Here is a 16079-nt window from a genome sequence, read left to right as displayed (position 1 = left end):
GCAGCGGCGGGCTTCCGGGCAACGCCCGGGAGCCCTTTTCTATCCAAAAAATTAACGAAAAAGCGGTGAGAACCGATGCGCACGAAAAAGAATGGCTTTCACTACAACCTCATGGTCCTGCCAGGCATCGTCTTTCTGGCCTTGTTCAGTATCGTGCCGATGTTCTACGCCGTCATGGCGTTCCAGAACTTCAAGCCGGGACGCGGCATCCGGGGCTCGGAATGGGTCGGCCTCGACAACATTACCTATCTCTTTCAGCTGCCCGACAGCAGGCAGATTTTCTTCAACACCATCTTCCTGGCGGTGCTTAAGATCATCGCCAATCTGATCGTGCCGCTCGTGTTCGCCCTGCTTCTGAACGAAGTGCGGCAGCGGTTCCTGCGGAAATCGATCCAAACCATCGTCTATCTGCCGCACTTCCTCTCGTGGGTGCTGCTTGCGACTATATTCTTCGATGTCTTCTCGCTGGATGGCATCGTCAACAAGACGTTCGGCCTGTTCGGCATCGATCCCGTCCTGTTCTACGCCAGCAACAAGTGGTTCCCGGCCATCATCGTCGGCACGGACGTCTGGAAGGAATTCGGCTTCAACGCGATCGTCTACCTGGCCGCGCTGACGGGCATCAATCCCGTGCTCTACGAGGCCGCGAACATCGACGGCGCGAGCCGCTTCCGCCAGCTGTGGCATGTGACGCTCCCCGGCGTGCGCACGACGGTCGTGCTGCTCGGCACGCTGGCGCTCGGCAACGTCATGAACGCGAACTTCGACCAGATCTTCAACATGTACAACCCGCTCGTCTACCAGTCCTCCGACATTATCGACACATACGTCTACCGCGTCGGCCTGAACGACCTGCAGTACAGCCTCGCGACCGCGGTCGGCCTGTTCAAGTCGGTGGTCAGCTTCATCCTCGTCGTCGTGTCGTACGTGCTGGCGAGCCGCTTCGCGAACTATCGCATTTTCTAATTCGAATGGGGTGATTACCAATGGTGGGAAGAGCCAATCTATCGAACCGGGTGCTGGACACGACGATTCTGATCGCGCTGATCGTCTTCTCGCTCGCCTGCCTCGTGCCGATTCTGCATACTCTGGCCGTTTCCTTCTCCGATAAGGCCGCGGCGGACGCCGGCCGGGTGCTGCTGCTGCCGATCAACGCCACCACGGCCAGTTACGCCAAGGTGCTCGACGACGGACTATTCTTCCATGCGTTCTATATCTCGATCAAGCGGGTGGTATTCGGCGGCCTGCTGAACTTCGTGCTGACGGTCATGATGGCCTACGCGCTCTCGAAGGACGCCAAGCAGTTCCCGATGCGCAACGTCTACATGTGGTTCCTCGTCTTCACCATGCTGTTCAGCGGCGGCATCGTGCCGTGGTTCATGACGATCAAGTCCTACGGCCTGCTCAATTCCATGTGGGCGCTCATCCTCCCGCACGCCGTGCAGGTGTTCAACGTCATCCTGCTCATGAACTTCTTCCGCAACCTGCCGAAGGAGCTGTCGGAAGCGGCCGAGATCGACGGCGCCGGACCGTGGTACATCATGATCCGCCTGTTCGTTCCGCTGTCGCTGCCGGCGATCGCCACGGTGACGCTGTTCAGCATCGTGTTCCACTGGAACTCGTTCTTCGACGGCCTCATCCTGATGAACAAGCAGGACAACTACCCGCTGCAGACGTACATTCAGACGCTGGTCGCCCAGCTGAGCGCGCAGGCGATGACCGGCATGTCGCCGGAGCAGCTGGCGCAGGCGATGGCAGTGTCCAACCGGACGTTCAACGCGGCCAAAATCATTATCTCGATGATTCCGATCCTGCTCATCTATCCGTTCATCCAGCGCTTCTTCATTCACGGCATCACGCTCGGCTCCGTGAAGGAATAGCTTCGGCGCTGGGCGGTTCCGAACATAGCGATGGACACACAAAAGCCCGGCGGCGCTCATTGCGAGCGTCGCCGGGCTTTATGCGCAAGCGATGTAAAGCGATTCGACCGGGACGGCATTGCCGGCCCGCGCGGCGAGCCGCGCAGCAAGGCGCGCCCCCGGCTTCTCTCCCGCTTACGTCCGGGTCAAATAATGGCGCAGGCCGTCCACGGCCACTTGATGGTCCTCTTCGCCGGCCAGCCCGGATACCGTGACCGTGCCGACGACGCCATGGCCGCGCACGATGATCGGGAACGAACCGCCCTCGCCTTGGTACTCCTCGAGCGGCAGGCCGGAGCCGTCCTTGAACGTCGTGCCTTCCGATTTATATTTCTCGCCGACGTACAGCGAGCTGTGGCCGTAATGACGCACCACGTTTTTCTTCGCGTTAATCCAGTACGTGTTGTCCTTGGACGTGCCCGTCATGTAATGCGTGAACAGCGGCACTTCGCCGTTCTCGATATGGACCGCGATCCCTTTGCCGAGCACGTCCTTGGCGTGCTTGACGATGATGCAGCCCAGCTCGAACGCATCCTCGTTCGTGAAATAATCGAATTGCAGCTCTTCTTCCTGTGCCAACAGCGCATGCAGAAAATCGCTCATGGTCTGGTCGTCCCTCTCTTCGCTTCGGATTCTCTCCTAGTGTACGACAAATCGGGACGGCACGCCAAATCGGCCGCGGTCAGTCCACCTTCGCGCCGTGCGCGCGCAGGAACAGGACGGCTTGGGCGGCGTCCATCCGCACGCCCTTCACGTCGACGGAAGGCCAGTTCACCCCGTCCATGACGGCGCCGCGCAGGTCCGCGCCCTTCAGCTGCGCCTGGGCCAGATTGACCCGCGTCAGGTCGCAGTTCCGCAGATCCGCCTTCTCGAGGTTCGCGCCCGACAGATCGGCCTCCAGGAAGCAGACGCCGCGCAGATCCTGCTTGGCCAGCCGCGCATGCCGCAGGTTCACGTAGGACCAGTCTCCGCCGGCGATGGTGAAGCCGTCCAGCTGCGCCTTGGCGAAGTCGGTTCCCGTCATTTTGCAGGCCGAGAACGTCGCCACGAACAGATTCGCTTCGGTAAACGAACAGTTGAGAAACGCCGACTCCGCATGCGCCGACGCGTTCAGCAGCGCGCCGCGGAAACGGCAGTCCACGAAGCGGCAGCCGGTCGTCGACAGCTCCTCCATGGACGCCGCCGTGAAATCGCAGCGCTCGAACGTGCAGCGGATCAGCTCGCCGTCCCGCAGGTCGCGGCCGGCGAAGTCGATGGCCTCGTAATGTTGATCAATATAGGAAAACATTCGGTTCCTCCTTGGTGCCGCAGGCGCGCCGGCCGCTAGCCGGCCTACGGAATCACGTGCGCGGCCGGCGAGGGCGGCGTTTACGGCCCGGTTCCCCTCGTTGCCACGTACCAGCCGTAGCCGGACTTCTTGACGTAGACGAAGGACGCCTCCAGGCCGGACGCGAGATAGAGATGGCCATACCGCGGATCGTCCTTGATTGTGCCTTCCGTGACGCGCGACTCGAACGCGAGCACGGGATGGAAGGACAGCAGGATGTCCTTCCTGACGGCCCATTCGGGCGTCGGGGACGGCGAGAATAGCGCCAGCGCGAAGCCGGCGACGACGACGATCGGCACGACGACCGTCATCCGCTTGCCGCGGTTTGCCATGGCAGGTCGCTCCTTTGCTCGGGCCCGCGCAAGCCGATTGCGGGCATGAAGATGCGTTCGCGTTACGCTAGCATAGTTCGCGCCGGCCCGCGCGGAATCCTTCCCGCGCGGCGCACATTCGCCCGCGGCTATGACCTCTTCGGCTTCAGCAGCACCCATTCTACCACGGCGAGGTTCGCGACCAGTCCCGCCCAAATGTTCGCGTTCAGCACGGCCACGACCATGCCTTCCCGGCCCGCGGGCAGCGTAAAGCCGTGCAGCAGGCCGTACGTCAGCAGCAGCACCGGCACGAGCAGGCGCCCGCTCACGGCGACCAGCGTGATGCCGAAGCTGCGGAGCATCCAGATCCGGTGCGCGTCGAAGTCGCGGCGCACGGCGCCGCGCCAGCCCTTCCAGGCCGTGAAGAGCCACGCGAGCGCCAGCGCGAGGAAGCCCGTCGCCTTCGAGAAGTCGTCCATATAGCCGGCAAGCGGCAGCGCCAGCAGCCCGGCGGCCCCGACGCTCGCGACGTAGACTCGGCCTATGATTCGGTGAAGCCCGGGCCGCCGTGCGCGGAGACGCCCGGAGAACTGGGCGAACCCCGCGAGCATCGCGGCGAACGCAAACGCGATATGGGCGATCAGCAGCGGAAGCGCAGGCTGCCCGGCGCGATGTCCACCCGGCTGTTCGCGGGGTCGAACGTGAAGTAGGGCGCGGCGAACGGGATCATGACGCCGAGCGACACGATCAATAGCAATAGCCGACGGTTTAGCTTCGTCTTCAAGATGCGGCACGCTCCTCGTCGGGCGGCCGCCTGTCCGGTCGGCCGCCCGTTCTCGCCTCCCATCGTAACACAGCGCCGGAGGGAGCTTCGTCCGTCCAGGGACGGAGGCGCGCCGGTTCCATAACGCCGAAGAACCCCGGGCGGCCGGCGGCCGCCCGAGGTTCGGAAGCGTTGCGATTGCGGCGCAAGCGCACCGGCGCCGGGTTCGCGGCGACGGGCGCGCCTGCGACGGCTGGCCGCGGCAGCCCTTACGCCTTCGCCTCGGCCGCCTTCGTGCCGGCGGTGCGGACTTCGCCGCCCGCGGCCGGACGGGCCGGCGCGGCGCCGTCCGGCTCGGCGGCCGCCGGCTTCGTCCGGCCGACGAACAGGGCTAGCGGCAGCGCGACGATCGCGACGATCGTGGCGATCAGGTACACGTCGTTGACGCTCATCGTGAACGCCATCATGCCGATGTGCTGCTCGTTCGTGTCCCCGGCCTTCGCCAGGTCCGCGGCGTGCTGCGTGGAACGCGACGCGAGCAGCGTCGTGAAGACGGCGATCGCGAACGAGCCGAACACGTTGCGCAGCCAGTTGGAGATCGAGGACGCGTGCCCGGTCAGATGGCGCGGGATGCGCTCCATCGCCGCGTTGCTGGCGGGCATCATGACCATGGCGATGCCGAGGTTCCGCACGATCATCCACCAGAGGATATAAGTATGCGAGATGTCGATGCTGCCCCAGCTCAGCATCAGGGTGCCGAGGGCGAGCAGCGGAATGCCGATGCCCATCAGCCACCGCGGGCCGATCGACGTATACAATTTGCCGATAATCGGCATCACGAGCGCCATGACGAGCGAAGCCGGCAGCAGGATCAGCCCCGTATCCATCGTCGAGACCTGCTGAATGCGCTGCAGGAAGAGCGGCGTCAGCAGCGTGCCCGAATACAGGCTGATCGTCAGGATGACGGTAATGATCAGGTTGAGCGTATACCGGCCGTTCGCGAGGACGCGCAGATTAAGCAGCGGCGACTTGGACCGCAGCTCCTGCCAGACGAACGCGAGCAGCAGCACGACGCCGGCGATGATGAGCGAGACGACTTTCGCGGAGCCCCATCCCCATGTGCCGCCTTGGCCAAGCGCAAGCAGCAGCGCGGCGCTGCCGATCAGGACGGTGACGAAGCCGATGCCGTCGAATTTCTTCGGCACGCTGAGCCGGTAATACGGAATATAGGCGGCCACGAGCACGATGGCGATCAGGCCGATCGGAATGTTCATCCAGAAGAGCCACTGCCAGTCGAAGTTCTGCAGCAGCCAGCCGCTGAAGGTCGGGCCGATCGCCGGTGCCATCATGGAGGCGAGCGACCAGAGCGCGATGGCCATGGCCTGCTTTTCCCGCGGGATGACCTGGTAGACGACCGCCATCGAGGCCGGCAAAATCAAGCCGCTGAACGCCCCTTGCAGGATTCGGAACGCGATCAGCGAATATTCGTCCCAAGCGACGGCGCAGAGAAACGACGACAGCGTGAAGCCGACGAGCGCGAGCAGAAACAGCCGCTTATAGCTGAACCTCTCGCCCAGATAGCCGACAATCGGCGCGAACGTCCCCATCGCGAGCATGAAGCCGGTCAGCGTCCACTGAATCGTGCTCAGGCTCGTTTGAAAATGGTCTTGCAAAATCGGCAGCGCGATATTGATCGTGCTGGATGCCAGGACGCACAAAAACGACCCCACGAATATGGCGGTCATAATTGGCCAGAAGCTGGCTTTCGTTTGGGCTTGCTCACCCTGTTCCATGGTCTCCCCATCTCTCCGTTCGTTTGCTGATATGTAGCTTTTTACATATAATGAACACAGCCCTATTATAGGGCCAGAACGCCCTTATGTCAAAATTTACTTATGAAGGGAAGCGTCCCGTGAACACCTTATCGTACGGCCTGCTCAGCCTCCTCTCGCATACGGCCGATTCCGGCTACGATCTCATGCTGAAGATCCAGCCGTTCTGGCCCGCCAAGCACAGCCAGATCTATCCCCTGCTCGCCCAGCTCGAGAGCGGCGGCTACGTGCGCCATACGCTCGTCGTCCAGACGGACAAGCCGGACAAGAAGGTCTACTCCATCACCGACAAGGGGCTGAACGCCCTGCGCAATTGGCTCACGATGCCGACGGACGAGCCGGTCACCCGCGACGAGCTCGTGCTCAAGGTCTTCTGCATGGAGCAGGGCGATCCCGCCGATATCCGCCGCATGCTGGAGATGCGGCTCGCCTACTGCCGCGACCGGCTGCAATGGCTGCAGACCATGATGGACGCCTACGCGAAGCTCAACCCTTCCCCGTCGCTCGGCATCCTGCTCCTCATGGAGAAGGGCCAATTCGCCATCAAGGCCGACCTGCAGTGGGCGGAATGGGCGCTCGGTCAACTGGACGAACGCGAAGCGGCTTCCGGCTCCCCGGGTGCGAACGGAGCTTGAAGACGCGCGCGAGCTCGGGGCCGGCCGCCGATCGGCTCGATCCGCTAAATTCGGCTCGAAAAACCGAAAAACGACCGGGCCGCCGGCGGATCGCCGGCGGCCCGGTCGTTTTATCGTATCGCGGGTCGCGCTGGAGCCAGGCCCGGCGCGGCGCCTTCGCGCGCCGCGGGTCGCGGCCCGTTCATCCAAGGCGGACGGCATCCTCGGAGACGGACGGGCCGGGAAACGGCTCGACTGCCGGCAGGCTGGTTACTTGACCAGCAGCACCGGGCAATGCGCGCGCTTCGCGACGGCGTGGCTGACGCTGCCCAGCAGGAGCTCGGAGACGAGGCCGACGCCGCGGCTGCCCATGATGATCAGATCGGCGCCGGCTTCCTTCGCCGTGCGGCAGATGACCTCGGCCGGATCGCCTTGGGCGAGCAGCACCTTGTGCTCGGCTCCGGCCGACGCCAGCTTGGCGTTCGCGTATGCCGCTACGTGCTTGTCTTCTTCCGCCAGCGCCCCCTCGAGATCGAGACCCGACGTGATGATGATCGGCCCGCTCAGCTTAATGCCCGGATTCACGTGCAGCGCCGTCAAGCGGACGCCTCCGCCGAGCGCCCGTGCCAATGCGACGGCATGCTCGAGTGCCTTCCCCGCTAGCTCCGACTCGTCGAGCGGGATCAAGATATGGTTGTACATGGCGGGTTCCTCCCTCGTATTCGCCCGCAAGAACGGGCGTTGCGAATAGTATGCGCTCTCCGCGCAGCGGAATGCCATCCATGCGTTTCTTATTTCTTATGAACGCTTCGGGTATAGGACCGGCGGGCTCCGTTTCGCCAATTGCAGAAGCTCTTCCACGCTAAGCCGTCCGACGATCTCGTAAGCGCGCCCACGGCCGTTCGGTTTCACGACGACAGCGCCCATATCGGGAATGGGACCCAGGCCGGCACCGGCCGGAAAGCCGTGGGCCACCACGACGCGGTTCGTGCCGGGAAGGGGCGGAACCTCGAGCCGCGCGGACACCGCTTCGAGGGTTTCCGTACGCTCCGCCTCCGATATCGGTCCGCTTAACCGAGATACCGAAGCCCAGAAGGGCTGAATGTCGACGTTTCCTCTTCCGAATGCCAGCGCCGCCGTTTCCCTCGTCCGGCAGAACGGGCTTGCTTCCACGGGCGTCCTTACCGGAATCCGCAGCTCCCGCAGCGCTTGGCCGAACGAAGCGGCTTGGCGTCTCCCCGCCTCGCTCAGGTTCCTCTGGCTGCCGCAGTCGGCGAAATCCGCATCCGGCCGATCTTCGCCGACGTTTGCCTCTCCGTGGCGTACATACAGCACAAAACCACCCTCCCGCAGCGACTCCGCCAAATCCTGCGGCCGCTGCGCGGCATGCGCCCCGTCCGGGACGCCCGCGACGAACGCGATGGCCACAGCCGCGGCCAGCATCAGAGCGGCCAGCCGCTTCGCCGCCCGAACCCCGACGATACCGAAGTTCCCCATGCGTCTCCTCCTCTTTCGCTTATGCCGTTAGCTTGCGCAGGTCAGCCCGCTCTCAACCGAAAAAAAGGGCAAGAGGCGCGTCGCCTCTTGCCCATTCTCTTTACTTCGCGGCCCTAGCCCGGCTTGAATCCGCCGGCGTTGCGGGCTTGCAGCGCTAATGCCCCTCGAGCTCCGCTTCGATGTGGAACTGCGTCTCGTACAGCTGCTTGTACAGCGGGTCGCGCTCGACCAGCTCGGCGTGCGTGCCGCCGGCGGCGATGCGGCCCCGCTCCATGACGACGATTTTGTCCGCCTTCAGGATCGTCGAGAGCCGGTGCGCGATGACGAGCGCGGTCCGGCCTTCGAGCAGGACGGCCAGCGCATCCTGGATTTTGCGCTCGATGACGGTGTCGAGCGCGCTCGTCGCCTCGTCGAGGAGCACGATCTTCGGCCCCTGCAGCAGCACCCGCGCGATCGCGAGCCGCTGGCGTTCGCCGCCCGACAGACGGTAGCCCCGCTCCCCGACGACCGTGTCGTAGCCGTCCGGCAGCGCGGCGATCGTCTCGTGGATCTGGGCGGCGCGGCACGCGGCCTCCATCTCCTCCGGCGTCGCCGTGTCCTTGGCCAGGCGCAGGTTGTTCGCGACCGTGTCGTGGAAGAAGAACGGATCCTGCGGCACGAGCCCCATCTGGGCGCGCAGCGCGTGCAGCGTCAGCGTCCGCGTGTCCACGCCGTCGAGCAGCAGCCGCCCTTCGGCCGGGTCGGAGAACCGCGGAATGAGGTTCAGCAGCGTCGTCTTGCCGGCGCCGCTCGGCCCGACGAGCGCGACCGTCTCGCCGGGCTCGATCGCGAGGTCGATCTCCCGCAGCGCCCAGCGCTCGGCCGGCCGCTCCGGCGTGCCGCCGCCGCCCGGAAGCCGGCGCGGACCGTTCGTTGCGCCCGCCCCCTCCGGCCGCGCCTCCCGCAGGCTCGGCGCGTACGAGAACGATACTTTCTCCAGCCGCAGCCTTCCGAGCACGCTGTTGTCCGGCAGGGTCTGCGTCCCGTCGACGATCTCAGGTTCCACGTCCAGGATGCCGAAGATGCGGCGGAACAGCGCGACGGACGACAGGATGCTGACGTGCAGCTGCGCCAGCTGGCTGAGCGGACCGTAAAGGCGCGAGAGCAGCGCGGTGAACGCGACGATGACGCCGAGGCCGATCTCTCCCTTCAGCACGAGCCAGCCGCCGTAGCCCCACAGCAGCGCCGGCCCGATGGACGAGAACATGCTCAGCCACATGAACAGCCATCGGCCGACCAGCGCCTGGCGTACCTGCAGGTCGCGCAGGGTCCGGTTGGATTCGGCGAATTCCTTCTCCTCCGGCCCCTGCCGGTTGAAGATGCGGATCAGCAGCGCCCCGCTCACGCCGAGCGACTCGCTCAGCTGGACGGTCATTTTCGACAGCCACTGCTGGATCTGGCCCTGCAGCTGCTGGCGGGACTTGCCGACGCGCTGGGTCGGAATGACGAAGCCGGGTACCACGATGACAGCCAGGATCGCGAGGCGCCAGTTCATGCTGAACATGAGAAACAGCGTAGCCGCGATGCTCAGCAGATTGCTGACGAAGCCGACGAGCGTCGAGGTAACGACGCTCTGAATGGCGGTCACGTCGTTCGTGACGCGCGAGACGAGATCGCCCGACTGGCGGGAGGCGAAGAAGCCGACCGTCTGCCGCTGCAGGTGGCGGAAGATCGAGATCCGGTAATCCGCCATGACGTTCTGGGCGATCAGATTGCTCAGATATGACTGCAGCACGCCGAGCAGGCCCGTGGCGATCGACACGCCGATGAGCGCCAGCGTATACTCCACGATGAGGGACATGTCGCGCCGCTGAATGCCCTCGTCGATAATCTTCTGCGTCAGCCACGCCGGAATCGCGCCGCCGAGCGACGCCGCCAGAATGACGATCGTGACGACGATCGTGTACGGCCAATACGGCACGAACGCGCGCAGCGCGCGCCGAAAAATCGGCCAGTCGAAGTGCTCGCTCTCGGCCAGCTCCCGCATCCGCCACCGGTTGCCGCCCGTGCCTTGGCCGCCGCTGCCGGCGCCGAGGCCTAGTCCGCGAAATTCCTGCATCCCGTCCGCTCCTCTCCCTCGGCGCGCCCGTGTCTGCCGGGTCGTGCCGGATTATTCCCGTTCATACTCTTCCGCCTGGGCCACGACGACTTTGACGCCGAGCGCTCGGATCCGTTCGATCGCGTCCGGGTCGGCATCCCAATCCGTCACGAGCAGGTCCAGCCCTTCGATGCCGCCGGTCTTGGCGAAGCCGTCGTTGCCCAGGGAACGGTGCGTCGTCATGCCGATCGCCCGGCGGGAAGCGGCGATGACCGCCCGCCCGAAGGCGGCGACCTCCGGCGTCGAGACGAAGACGCCTTCGTCCGAGACGCCCCCGCCCGTGACGAAGCCGATGTCGAACTTGAACTGCCGGATGAACTCGTTCGCGATGACGTCCGTAATGTTGCCGGACCGCTTCACCCGGCCGCCGATCAGATACGTCTCGATTCCGTCCCGTTCCCGCAGGGCGTCGGCGACCCGAATACTGTTCGTCACGACCGTGAGCGGCAGCCCATCGGGCAGATGCTTCAGCAGCACGTACGCCAGCGAGCCGCTGCCGATGAACACGGTATCGTTCGGGCGCAAATACGAGACGGCCAGCTTCGCGACGGCGTTGCCCTGCGGCGAGCCTTCGCCGTACCGCATCTCGAGCGGCGGCGGCTGCTGCCGCACCTTCGTGGACGCGATGGCGCCGCCGTGCGTCTTGCGGAGCAGGCCCTGCTCGTGCATAAGGGTCAGGTCCCGGCGAATGGAATCGATGGAGATTTGAAATTTCTCGGCCAGGTCCTTGGCCAATACCCGCTTCTCCCGCTCGAGCAGCGCCAATATCTGCTCGCGGCGCTCTTCCGCGAACATGCCCGACGTGTCCTGCGTTGTCATGCGCGTTCCCTCCTTGCGATCTCTAGGGTGCCTATTGCAGCTTAATGGTTCCATTATATGCGTCTTTATTCCGTTTTTCAATTCTATTGATGCGGTTTACTTCGTGTTTATTCTGATTCAGGATACGACACCAGCACAAAACAGCATGATCGCTTGCGGCAGTTCGCCCGTTATAACTTCCCAGAGCATGCTTTGAACGCGACTGTCGCGGCAGCCGCGGCAGCACAAAAACCCCGTCAGGAAGCCGCTGCGCCTTCCTCGCGAGGTTGCGAATGATGCTTGTCTGCATCTGCTTATGACATGTTCTGCGTTCTATACCGATTCGGCCGGCTTCCATGCCGTCCCGCCCGCTACCCGCGCACCGGCTCCTGGTCCAGCTCGTTCAGGATATTGTCCTCCAGCACGGACGATTTGTCCCCGTACTCCTTGACGATATGCTTCTCGCCCCAGTCGCACAGCATGTGCAGCACCGTCTCGAGGCTCCAGCCGTACTCCGTCAGCTCGTACTCGACCTTCGGCGGCACCTGATTGTAGACGATCCGATTAATAATGCCGTCCTCCTCGAGCTCGCGCAGCTGCTGGATCAGCATCTTCTGCGTAATGCCGCGCATCAGCCGCTTCAGGTCGCTCGTCCGCTTCTTCCCCCGAAGCAGGTAGCACAGAATGACGCACTTCCACTTGCCGCCGATGACCTCGAGCGCCGCCTCCACGGAGATGTTATACTTCTTCTTCCCGAGCGCTTCTTCCCCTGCCATAGCCGCTCCTCCCTTTCATGATGCAAAAGTAACTTTTCGGTGACTATATAACTGAAAAGTACGTACTACTCACTTATACCCGTAGCCAGTATAATAGCATTCATCGGCCGGCCGCCGCAAGAATGCGATAGGAGGAGAAGCATGACCGCTCAACGGAAAAACAGCACATTGGCTCTACTGGCCCTCGCGATCAGCGCCTTTGCGATCGGCACGACGGAGTTCATCAGCGTCGGGCTGCTGCCGCTGATTGCAGAGGATTTGCATATATCCATCACCATGGCGGGATTGACCGTCACGCTCTACGCGCTCGGCGTCACCGTCGGCGCGCCTGTATTGACGTCCCTGACCTCGCAGGTATCGCGCAAGACGCTCCTGCTGTGGATCATGATCGTCTTCATCGCGGGCAATCTGCTCGCGGCGACGGCTTCCGGCATCGCCGTCCTGCTCACTGCCCGCGTCATCGCCTCGTTCGCGCACGGTATCTTCATGTCGATCGGCTCCACGCTGGCCGCCGATCTCGTGCCGGAGAACCGCCGGGCGAGCGCGATCTCCATTATGTTCTCCGGCCTCACCGTCGCCACGGTGACCGGCGTGCCGATCGGCACGTTCATCGGCCAGCAGCTCGGCTGGCGTGCCGCTTTCTTCGCCATTGTCGCGATCGGCGCGATCGCGTTCATCGCCAACTTGGCGCTCGTGCCCTCGGGGCTGCGCAAGGGCGCACGCGTCCGTCTCGGCGACCAGGTGAAGCTCGTGACGAACGGCAGGCTGCTGCTCGTTTTCCTGATCACGGCGCTCGGCTATGGGGGCACCTTCGTCGTGTTCACGTACCTATCGCCGCTGCTGCACGAAGTGACCGGCTTCAAGGAAAGCACGGTCGCCGTCATCCTGCTGATGTACGGCGTCGCCATCGCGATCGGCAACATCATCGGCGGCAAGGCCGCCAATCGCGATCCGGCGCGGGCGCTGCTGTATATGTTTGCCCTGCAGGCCATCGTTCTACTCGTCTTGGCGTTCACCGCGCCGTACCCGGTCGCCGGGCTGATCACGATCTTCTTCATGGGCCTCTTCGCCTTCATGAACGTGCCCGGCCTGCAGGTTTACGTCGTCATGCTGGCCGAACGGTTCGCGCCGCGGGCGAAAGACGTCGCGTCCGCCGTCAACATCGCCGCCTTTAATGCCGGCATTGCGCTCGGCGCATACTTAGGAGGACTTGTCACCGACTCCGCGGGGCTCATCGACACGGCCTGGGTCGGCGCCATCATGGTCGGGGCCGCCGTCGCGCTGACGGCGTGGGCCAAGCTGCTCGAACGCAAGGACCGCCGGTTAAGCGCAGGAAACGGCGCACCGGAAGCCGAGCTGCGGCGGGCGTAAGAAACGCCGCCATTTACGTGTACGAACGAAGAGGAGTGTTCCATTTATGTTGAACAACTTGCAAGCTGCCGTCACGCTCCATAACGGCGTCCGCATGCCGGGCTTTGGCCTCGGCGTCTTCAAAGTCCAGGAAGGCGAAGAGATCGTGCAGGCGGTCAAGGCCGCCATCAAGCACGGCTACCGCAGCATCGATACCGCCGCGATATACGGCAACGAGCAAGGGGTGGGCCGCGGCATCCGCGAAGCGCTGCAGGAGAACGGCCTTCGCCGGGAGGACCTGTTCGTGACCTCGAAGGTGTGGAACGCCGATCAAGGCTATGACCGGACGATCGCGGCTTACGAAGCGTCCCTGGATAAGCTCGGGCTCGATTATCTCGATCTGTACCTGATCCACTGGCCGGTGAAGGATAAGTTCAGGGAGACGTGGCGCGCGCTGGAAACGCTCTATAAGGAAGGCCGCGTGAAGGCGATCGGCGTCAGCAACTTCCAGATCCATCACCTCGAGGAGCTGATGCGAGGCGCGTCGGTGAAGCCGATGGTCAACCAAGTGGAGCTGCATCCGCGCCTGACGCAGAAGGAGCTGCTGCGCTTCTCGCAGGCGCAGGGCATCCAGCTGGAAGCCTGGTCCCCGCTCATGCAGGGCGAGCTGCTGGACAACGAGACGCTGAAGGCCATCGGCGCGAAATACGGCAAGTCCGTCGCCCAAGTCATCCTGCGCTGGGACATCCAGAGCGGCATCGTCACGATACCGAAATCGACGAAGGAGCATCGCATTGTCGAGAACGCGGCCATCTACGATTTCGAGCTGACGGCGGAAGACATGGCCGCGATCGACGCCTTGAACGAAGACCGCCGCGTCGGTCCGGATCCGGACAACTTCGACTTCTGATCGCGCAGCCGAACGAACCTCAATGCAAGGCCGCCCTCGTGCAGGGCGGCCTTGCCGCGTCTGCCGAAAATGATGCTTGGCGGCGCCGGTATGGATATGATAGTAATGATACAAATTGTATCATTAACGATTTCAAGGAGCTGATCGTCTTGTTTCCACGCAAGAAGCTGCACGTACTCGCCCTGCTGCTCGCCGTCGCCCTGTTCGCCGCGCTGCTGCCGGCAACCGCCTTCGGCGCCCAGGGGGATCCGAGAGGCATCTACCTCGTCCTGGACGGCATCAAGGGGGAATCCCGCGAAAGTGCAGTGAAGGACGGCATCGATGTGACGAGCTGGTCGTTCGGGGCGACCCTTCCCGTCTCCGCCGGCGGCGGCGGAAGCGGAGCCGGAAAACCGGTTTATTCCGAACTCTCGCTCCTAAAATCCCTCGACGCCGCTTCGCTGCCGCTGCTGAAAAGCCTCTCCGAAGGCAAGGCGATCAAGTCGGGCACGCTGTACGTCTACAACGGCACGAGCAACAAGCCGGTGTTGTCGATCGAGATGAAAACCATCTTCGTCACGTCCCAACAATTGTCGGGCAGCGGCGTCGAACGGCCGACGGAATCGGTCTCCCTGAGATTCGCCCAAGCGACGTTCACCTATAACGTGTTCGGCCCGGACGGCCGCGTCGTCGCGACGCATACCGTCGATATCGGCACGGCTCCCAAACGGTAAGGAGGGAATGGATATGAATCACCCACAGCCCAAGCCGCCGCAGGACGGCAAGAAGGCATGGACCACGCCGAGCCTGATCGTCCTGAGCGTGAAAGAAACGAAAGCTTCCGATGACAATTGGCAGTTCGTGCAGGACGGCGATTTCTGGAAACGCACGCCGCTCATCAGCTGATTCGCGGGCATGCGCGCCCGCGCGTGCCCGGCATAAAGGAGTAGATCGGATTGTCTAGACGCATACCGCTCACGCTGCTGGCGTTCCTCATCGCTTCCGCCCTGCTTTTTGTCCCGAAGGCGGCTACTGTGCAGGCCGCGGCCGGCGGCCCATTGCCCGCCATGCTGCTGACGCTCGACGACATCAAGGGCGGCTACTCGGGCGGGCCTTTCGAGGACGCCATCCAAGTGTCGTCCTACGCGTTCGCCGCCGGCATCGAGCCGGGCAACGGATCGGGCGGCGGGAAACCGACCTATGGCGCCATTAAGCTCGCGAAGCGGACGGACGCGTCCTCCGCGCCGCTGCTGGAGGCGCTCGCGACGGGCAAGCGGATCAAGGACGGCTACCTGTATTATCAATCGAATGCGGGCGCGAATTCTCGCACGTATATGATTATCCATTTCACGAACGCGCTCGTCACGAGCTATCAGCTGGCGAATTCCGCGGACGCGGCGCCCGAGGAGACGATCGAGCTGCAGGTCGCCTCGATGCTGTACAAGTACATGACGACGAACCCCGACGGCTCCCCCGGCACCGCCATCACCGCTACCGTGCCGTTCGGCGCCCCCGGCGGCGGCGCCTCCTCCGTGACGACGAAGTACCATTTCGAGCCGATCTACGCCAAGACGGCCAAGGGCAACACGTACATCGCGGGCTTCACCGTCTCGCTAAAAGCCGCCGCGGCGAACAGCCTCGTCGACCGGACGAAGTACCGGATCAACGGCGGCGCCTGGACAGACTATTCCGCGCCGTTCGCGATCTACGCGGACAGCACGCATACGCTGGAGTATTACAGCACGAACGTGGACGGGGACGCCGAGAAGGCCAACGTCATGGACTTCGACGCCGGCACGTTCACGGGCAACGGCAGCTATTAACGCCATGGACAAGCAGCAGCAAGACCCGCAGGGCGCTCGCTAC

Annotated in this window: 19 protein-coding genes; 8 read left to right on the top strand and 11 right to left on the bottom strand. The window is 63.7% G+C overall.

The genetic code is table 11. The features are described 5' to 3' along the window. The first annotated feature begins 75 nt into the window (after positions 1-75). Entirely contained in the window at positions 76-966 is an 891-nt protein-coding gene (locus ACFPB1_RS13070) for an ABC transporter permease (RefSeq protein ID WP_379225847.1), read from the top strand. Between the two features lie 20 nt (positions 967-986). Continuing rightward, positions 987-1880, top strand: a complete 894-nt coding sequence (locus tag ACFPB1_RS13065) for a carbohydrate ABC transporter permease (protein ID WP_379225845.1) — start codon at positions 987-989, stop codon at positions 1878-1880. 174 nt (positions 1881-2054) lie between these two features. On the opposite strand, the gene ACFPB1_RS13060 is transcribed toward ACFPB1_RS13065, so the two are convergent. The 6 genes from ACFPB1_RS13060 to ACFPB1_RS13035 form a co-directional block, all read right to left on the bottom strand. Beyond that, positions 2055-2522 carry a heme-degrading domain-containing protein gene (locus ACFPB1_RS13060; protein WP_379225843.1) on the bottom strand — a complete coding sequence of 156 codons (468 nt, stop codon included), beginning with the start codon at positions 2520-2522 and terminating at the stop codon, positions 2055-2057. A gap of 79 nt (positions 2523-2601) precedes the next feature. Then, positions 2602-3207 (bottom strand): pentapeptide repeat-containing protein, encoded by a 606-nt coding sequence (locus tag ACFPB1_RS13055; protein ID WP_379225841.1) that lies wholly within the window; start codon positions 3205-3207, stop codon positions 2602-2604. A gap of 80 nt (positions 3208-3287) precedes the next feature. Beyond that, positions 3288-3578, bottom strand: coding sequence for a hypothetical protein (locus tag ACFPB1_RS13050; protein ID WP_379225839.1), 291 nt, complete (start codon positions 3576-3578; stop codon positions 3288-3290). Between the two features lie 128 nt (positions 3579-3706). Then, a complete protein-coding gene (locus ACFPB1_RS13045) occupies positions 3707-4168 on the bottom strand; it encodes a DUF2306 domain-containing protein (protein ID WP_379225837.1) in 462 nt (153 codons plus the stop codon). 29 nt (positions 4169-4197) lie between these two features. After that, positions 4198-4341 (bottom strand): hypothetical protein, encoded by a 144-nt coding sequence (locus ACFPB1_RS13040; protein ID WP_379225835.1) that lies wholly within the window; start codon positions 4339-4341, stop codon positions 4198-4200. Between the two features lie 248 nt (positions 4342-4589). Then, on the bottom strand, positions 4590-6113 hold the full coding sequence (locus tag ACFPB1_RS13035) for a DHA2 family efflux MFS transporter permease subunit (RefSeq protein WP_379225833.1): 1524 nt from the start codon (positions 6111-6113) through the stop codon (positions 4590-4592). A 119-nt stretch (positions 6114-6232) separates the two neighbouring features. Here ACFPB1_RS13035 and ACFPB1_RS13030 point away from each other — a divergent pair, with 119 nt between their 5' ends. Further along, entirely contained in the window at positions 6233-6787 is a 555-nt protein-coding gene (locus ACFPB1_RS13030; RefSeq protein ID WP_379225831.1) for a PadR family transcriptional regulator, read from the top strand. Between the two features lie 249 nt (positions 6788-7036). On the opposite strand, the gene ACFPB1_RS13025 is transcribed toward ACFPB1_RS13030, so the two are convergent. The 5 genes from ACFPB1_RS13025 to ACFPB1_RS13005 form a co-directional block, all read right to left on the bottom strand. Continuing rightward, positions 7037-7468 carry a universal stress protein gene (locus ACFPB1_RS13025; RefSeq protein WP_379225829.1) on the bottom strand — a complete coding sequence of 144 codons (432 nt, stop codon included), beginning with the start codon at positions 7466-7468 and terminating at the stop codon, positions 7037-7039. A 96-nt stretch (positions 7469-7564) separates the two neighbouring features. Continuing rightward, a complete protein-coding gene (locus tag ACFPB1_RS13020; RefSeq protein WP_379225827.1) occupies positions 7565-8263 on the bottom strand; it encodes a histidine phosphatase family protein in 699 nt (232 codons plus the stop codon). A gap of 154 nt (positions 8264-8417) precedes the next feature. After that, positions 8418-10361, bottom strand: a complete 1944-nt coding sequence (locus ACFPB1_RS13015; protein WP_379225825.1) for an ABC transporter ATP-binding protein — start codon at positions 10359-10361, stop codon at positions 8418-8420. A 51-nt stretch (positions 10362-10412) separates the two neighbouring features. Then, positions 10413-11219 carry a DeoR/GlpR family DNA-binding transcription regulator gene (locus ACFPB1_RS13010; protein ID WP_379225823.1) on the bottom strand — a complete coding sequence of 269 codons (807 nt, stop codon included), beginning with the start codon at positions 11217-11219 and terminating at the stop codon, positions 10413-10415. A gap of 350 nt (positions 11220-11569) precedes the next feature. Beyond that, positions 11570-11974, bottom strand: coding sequence for a winged helix-turn-helix transcriptional regulator (locus ACFPB1_RS13005; RefSeq protein WP_379225821.1), 405 nt, complete (start codon positions 11972-11974; stop codon positions 11570-11572). A gap of 141 nt (positions 11975-12115) precedes the next feature. On the opposite strand from ACFPB1_RS13005, the gene ACFPB1_RS13000 reads away from it, so the two are divergent. The 5 genes from ACFPB1_RS13000 (at position 12116) to ACFPB1_RS12980 (ending at position 16036) form a co-directional block, all read left to right on the top strand. Continuing rightward, positions 12116-13345, top strand: coding sequence for an MFS transporter (locus tag ACFPB1_RS13000; protein ID WP_379225818.1), 1230 nt, complete (start codon positions 12116-12118; stop codon positions 13343-13345). A gap of 46 nt (positions 13346-13391) precedes the next feature. Further along, complete coding sequence (locus tag ACFPB1_RS12995) at positions 13392-14234, top strand: aldo/keto reductase (RefSeq protein WP_379225816.1); 843 nt, start codon at positions 13392-13394, stop codon at positions 14232-14234. A gap of 149 nt (positions 14235-14383) precedes the next feature. After that, positions 14384-14947: an Hcp family type VI secretion system effector gene (locus ACFPB1_RS12990; RefSeq protein WP_379225814.1), complete on the top strand. Its 564-nt coding sequence runs from the start codon at positions 14384-14386 to the stop codon at positions 14945-14947. A 13-nt stretch (positions 14948-14960) separates the two neighbouring features. Beyond that, a complete protein-coding gene (locus ACFPB1_RS12985) occupies positions 14961-15119 on the top strand; it encodes a hypothetical protein (RefSeq protein ID WP_379225812.1) in 159 nt (52 codons plus the stop codon). A gap of 50 nt (positions 15120-15169) precedes the next feature. Next, positions 15170-16036, top strand: a complete 867-nt coding sequence (locus tag ACFPB1_RS12980) for a type VI secretion system tube protein Hcp (RefSeq protein WP_379225810.1) — start codon at positions 15170-15172, stop codon at positions 16034-16036. Positions 16037-16079 lie beyond the last annotated feature (43 nt).

Source organism: Paenibacillus sp. GCM10023250, from assembly GCF_042653205.1.
Taxonomy (GTDB): Bacteria; Bacillota; Bacilli; order Paenibacillales; family Paenibacillaceae; genus Paenibacillus_Z.
The sequence above is the reverse complement of the archived record's forward strand: the minus strand, read 5'-3'. Positions and strand labels throughout refer to the sequence as shown.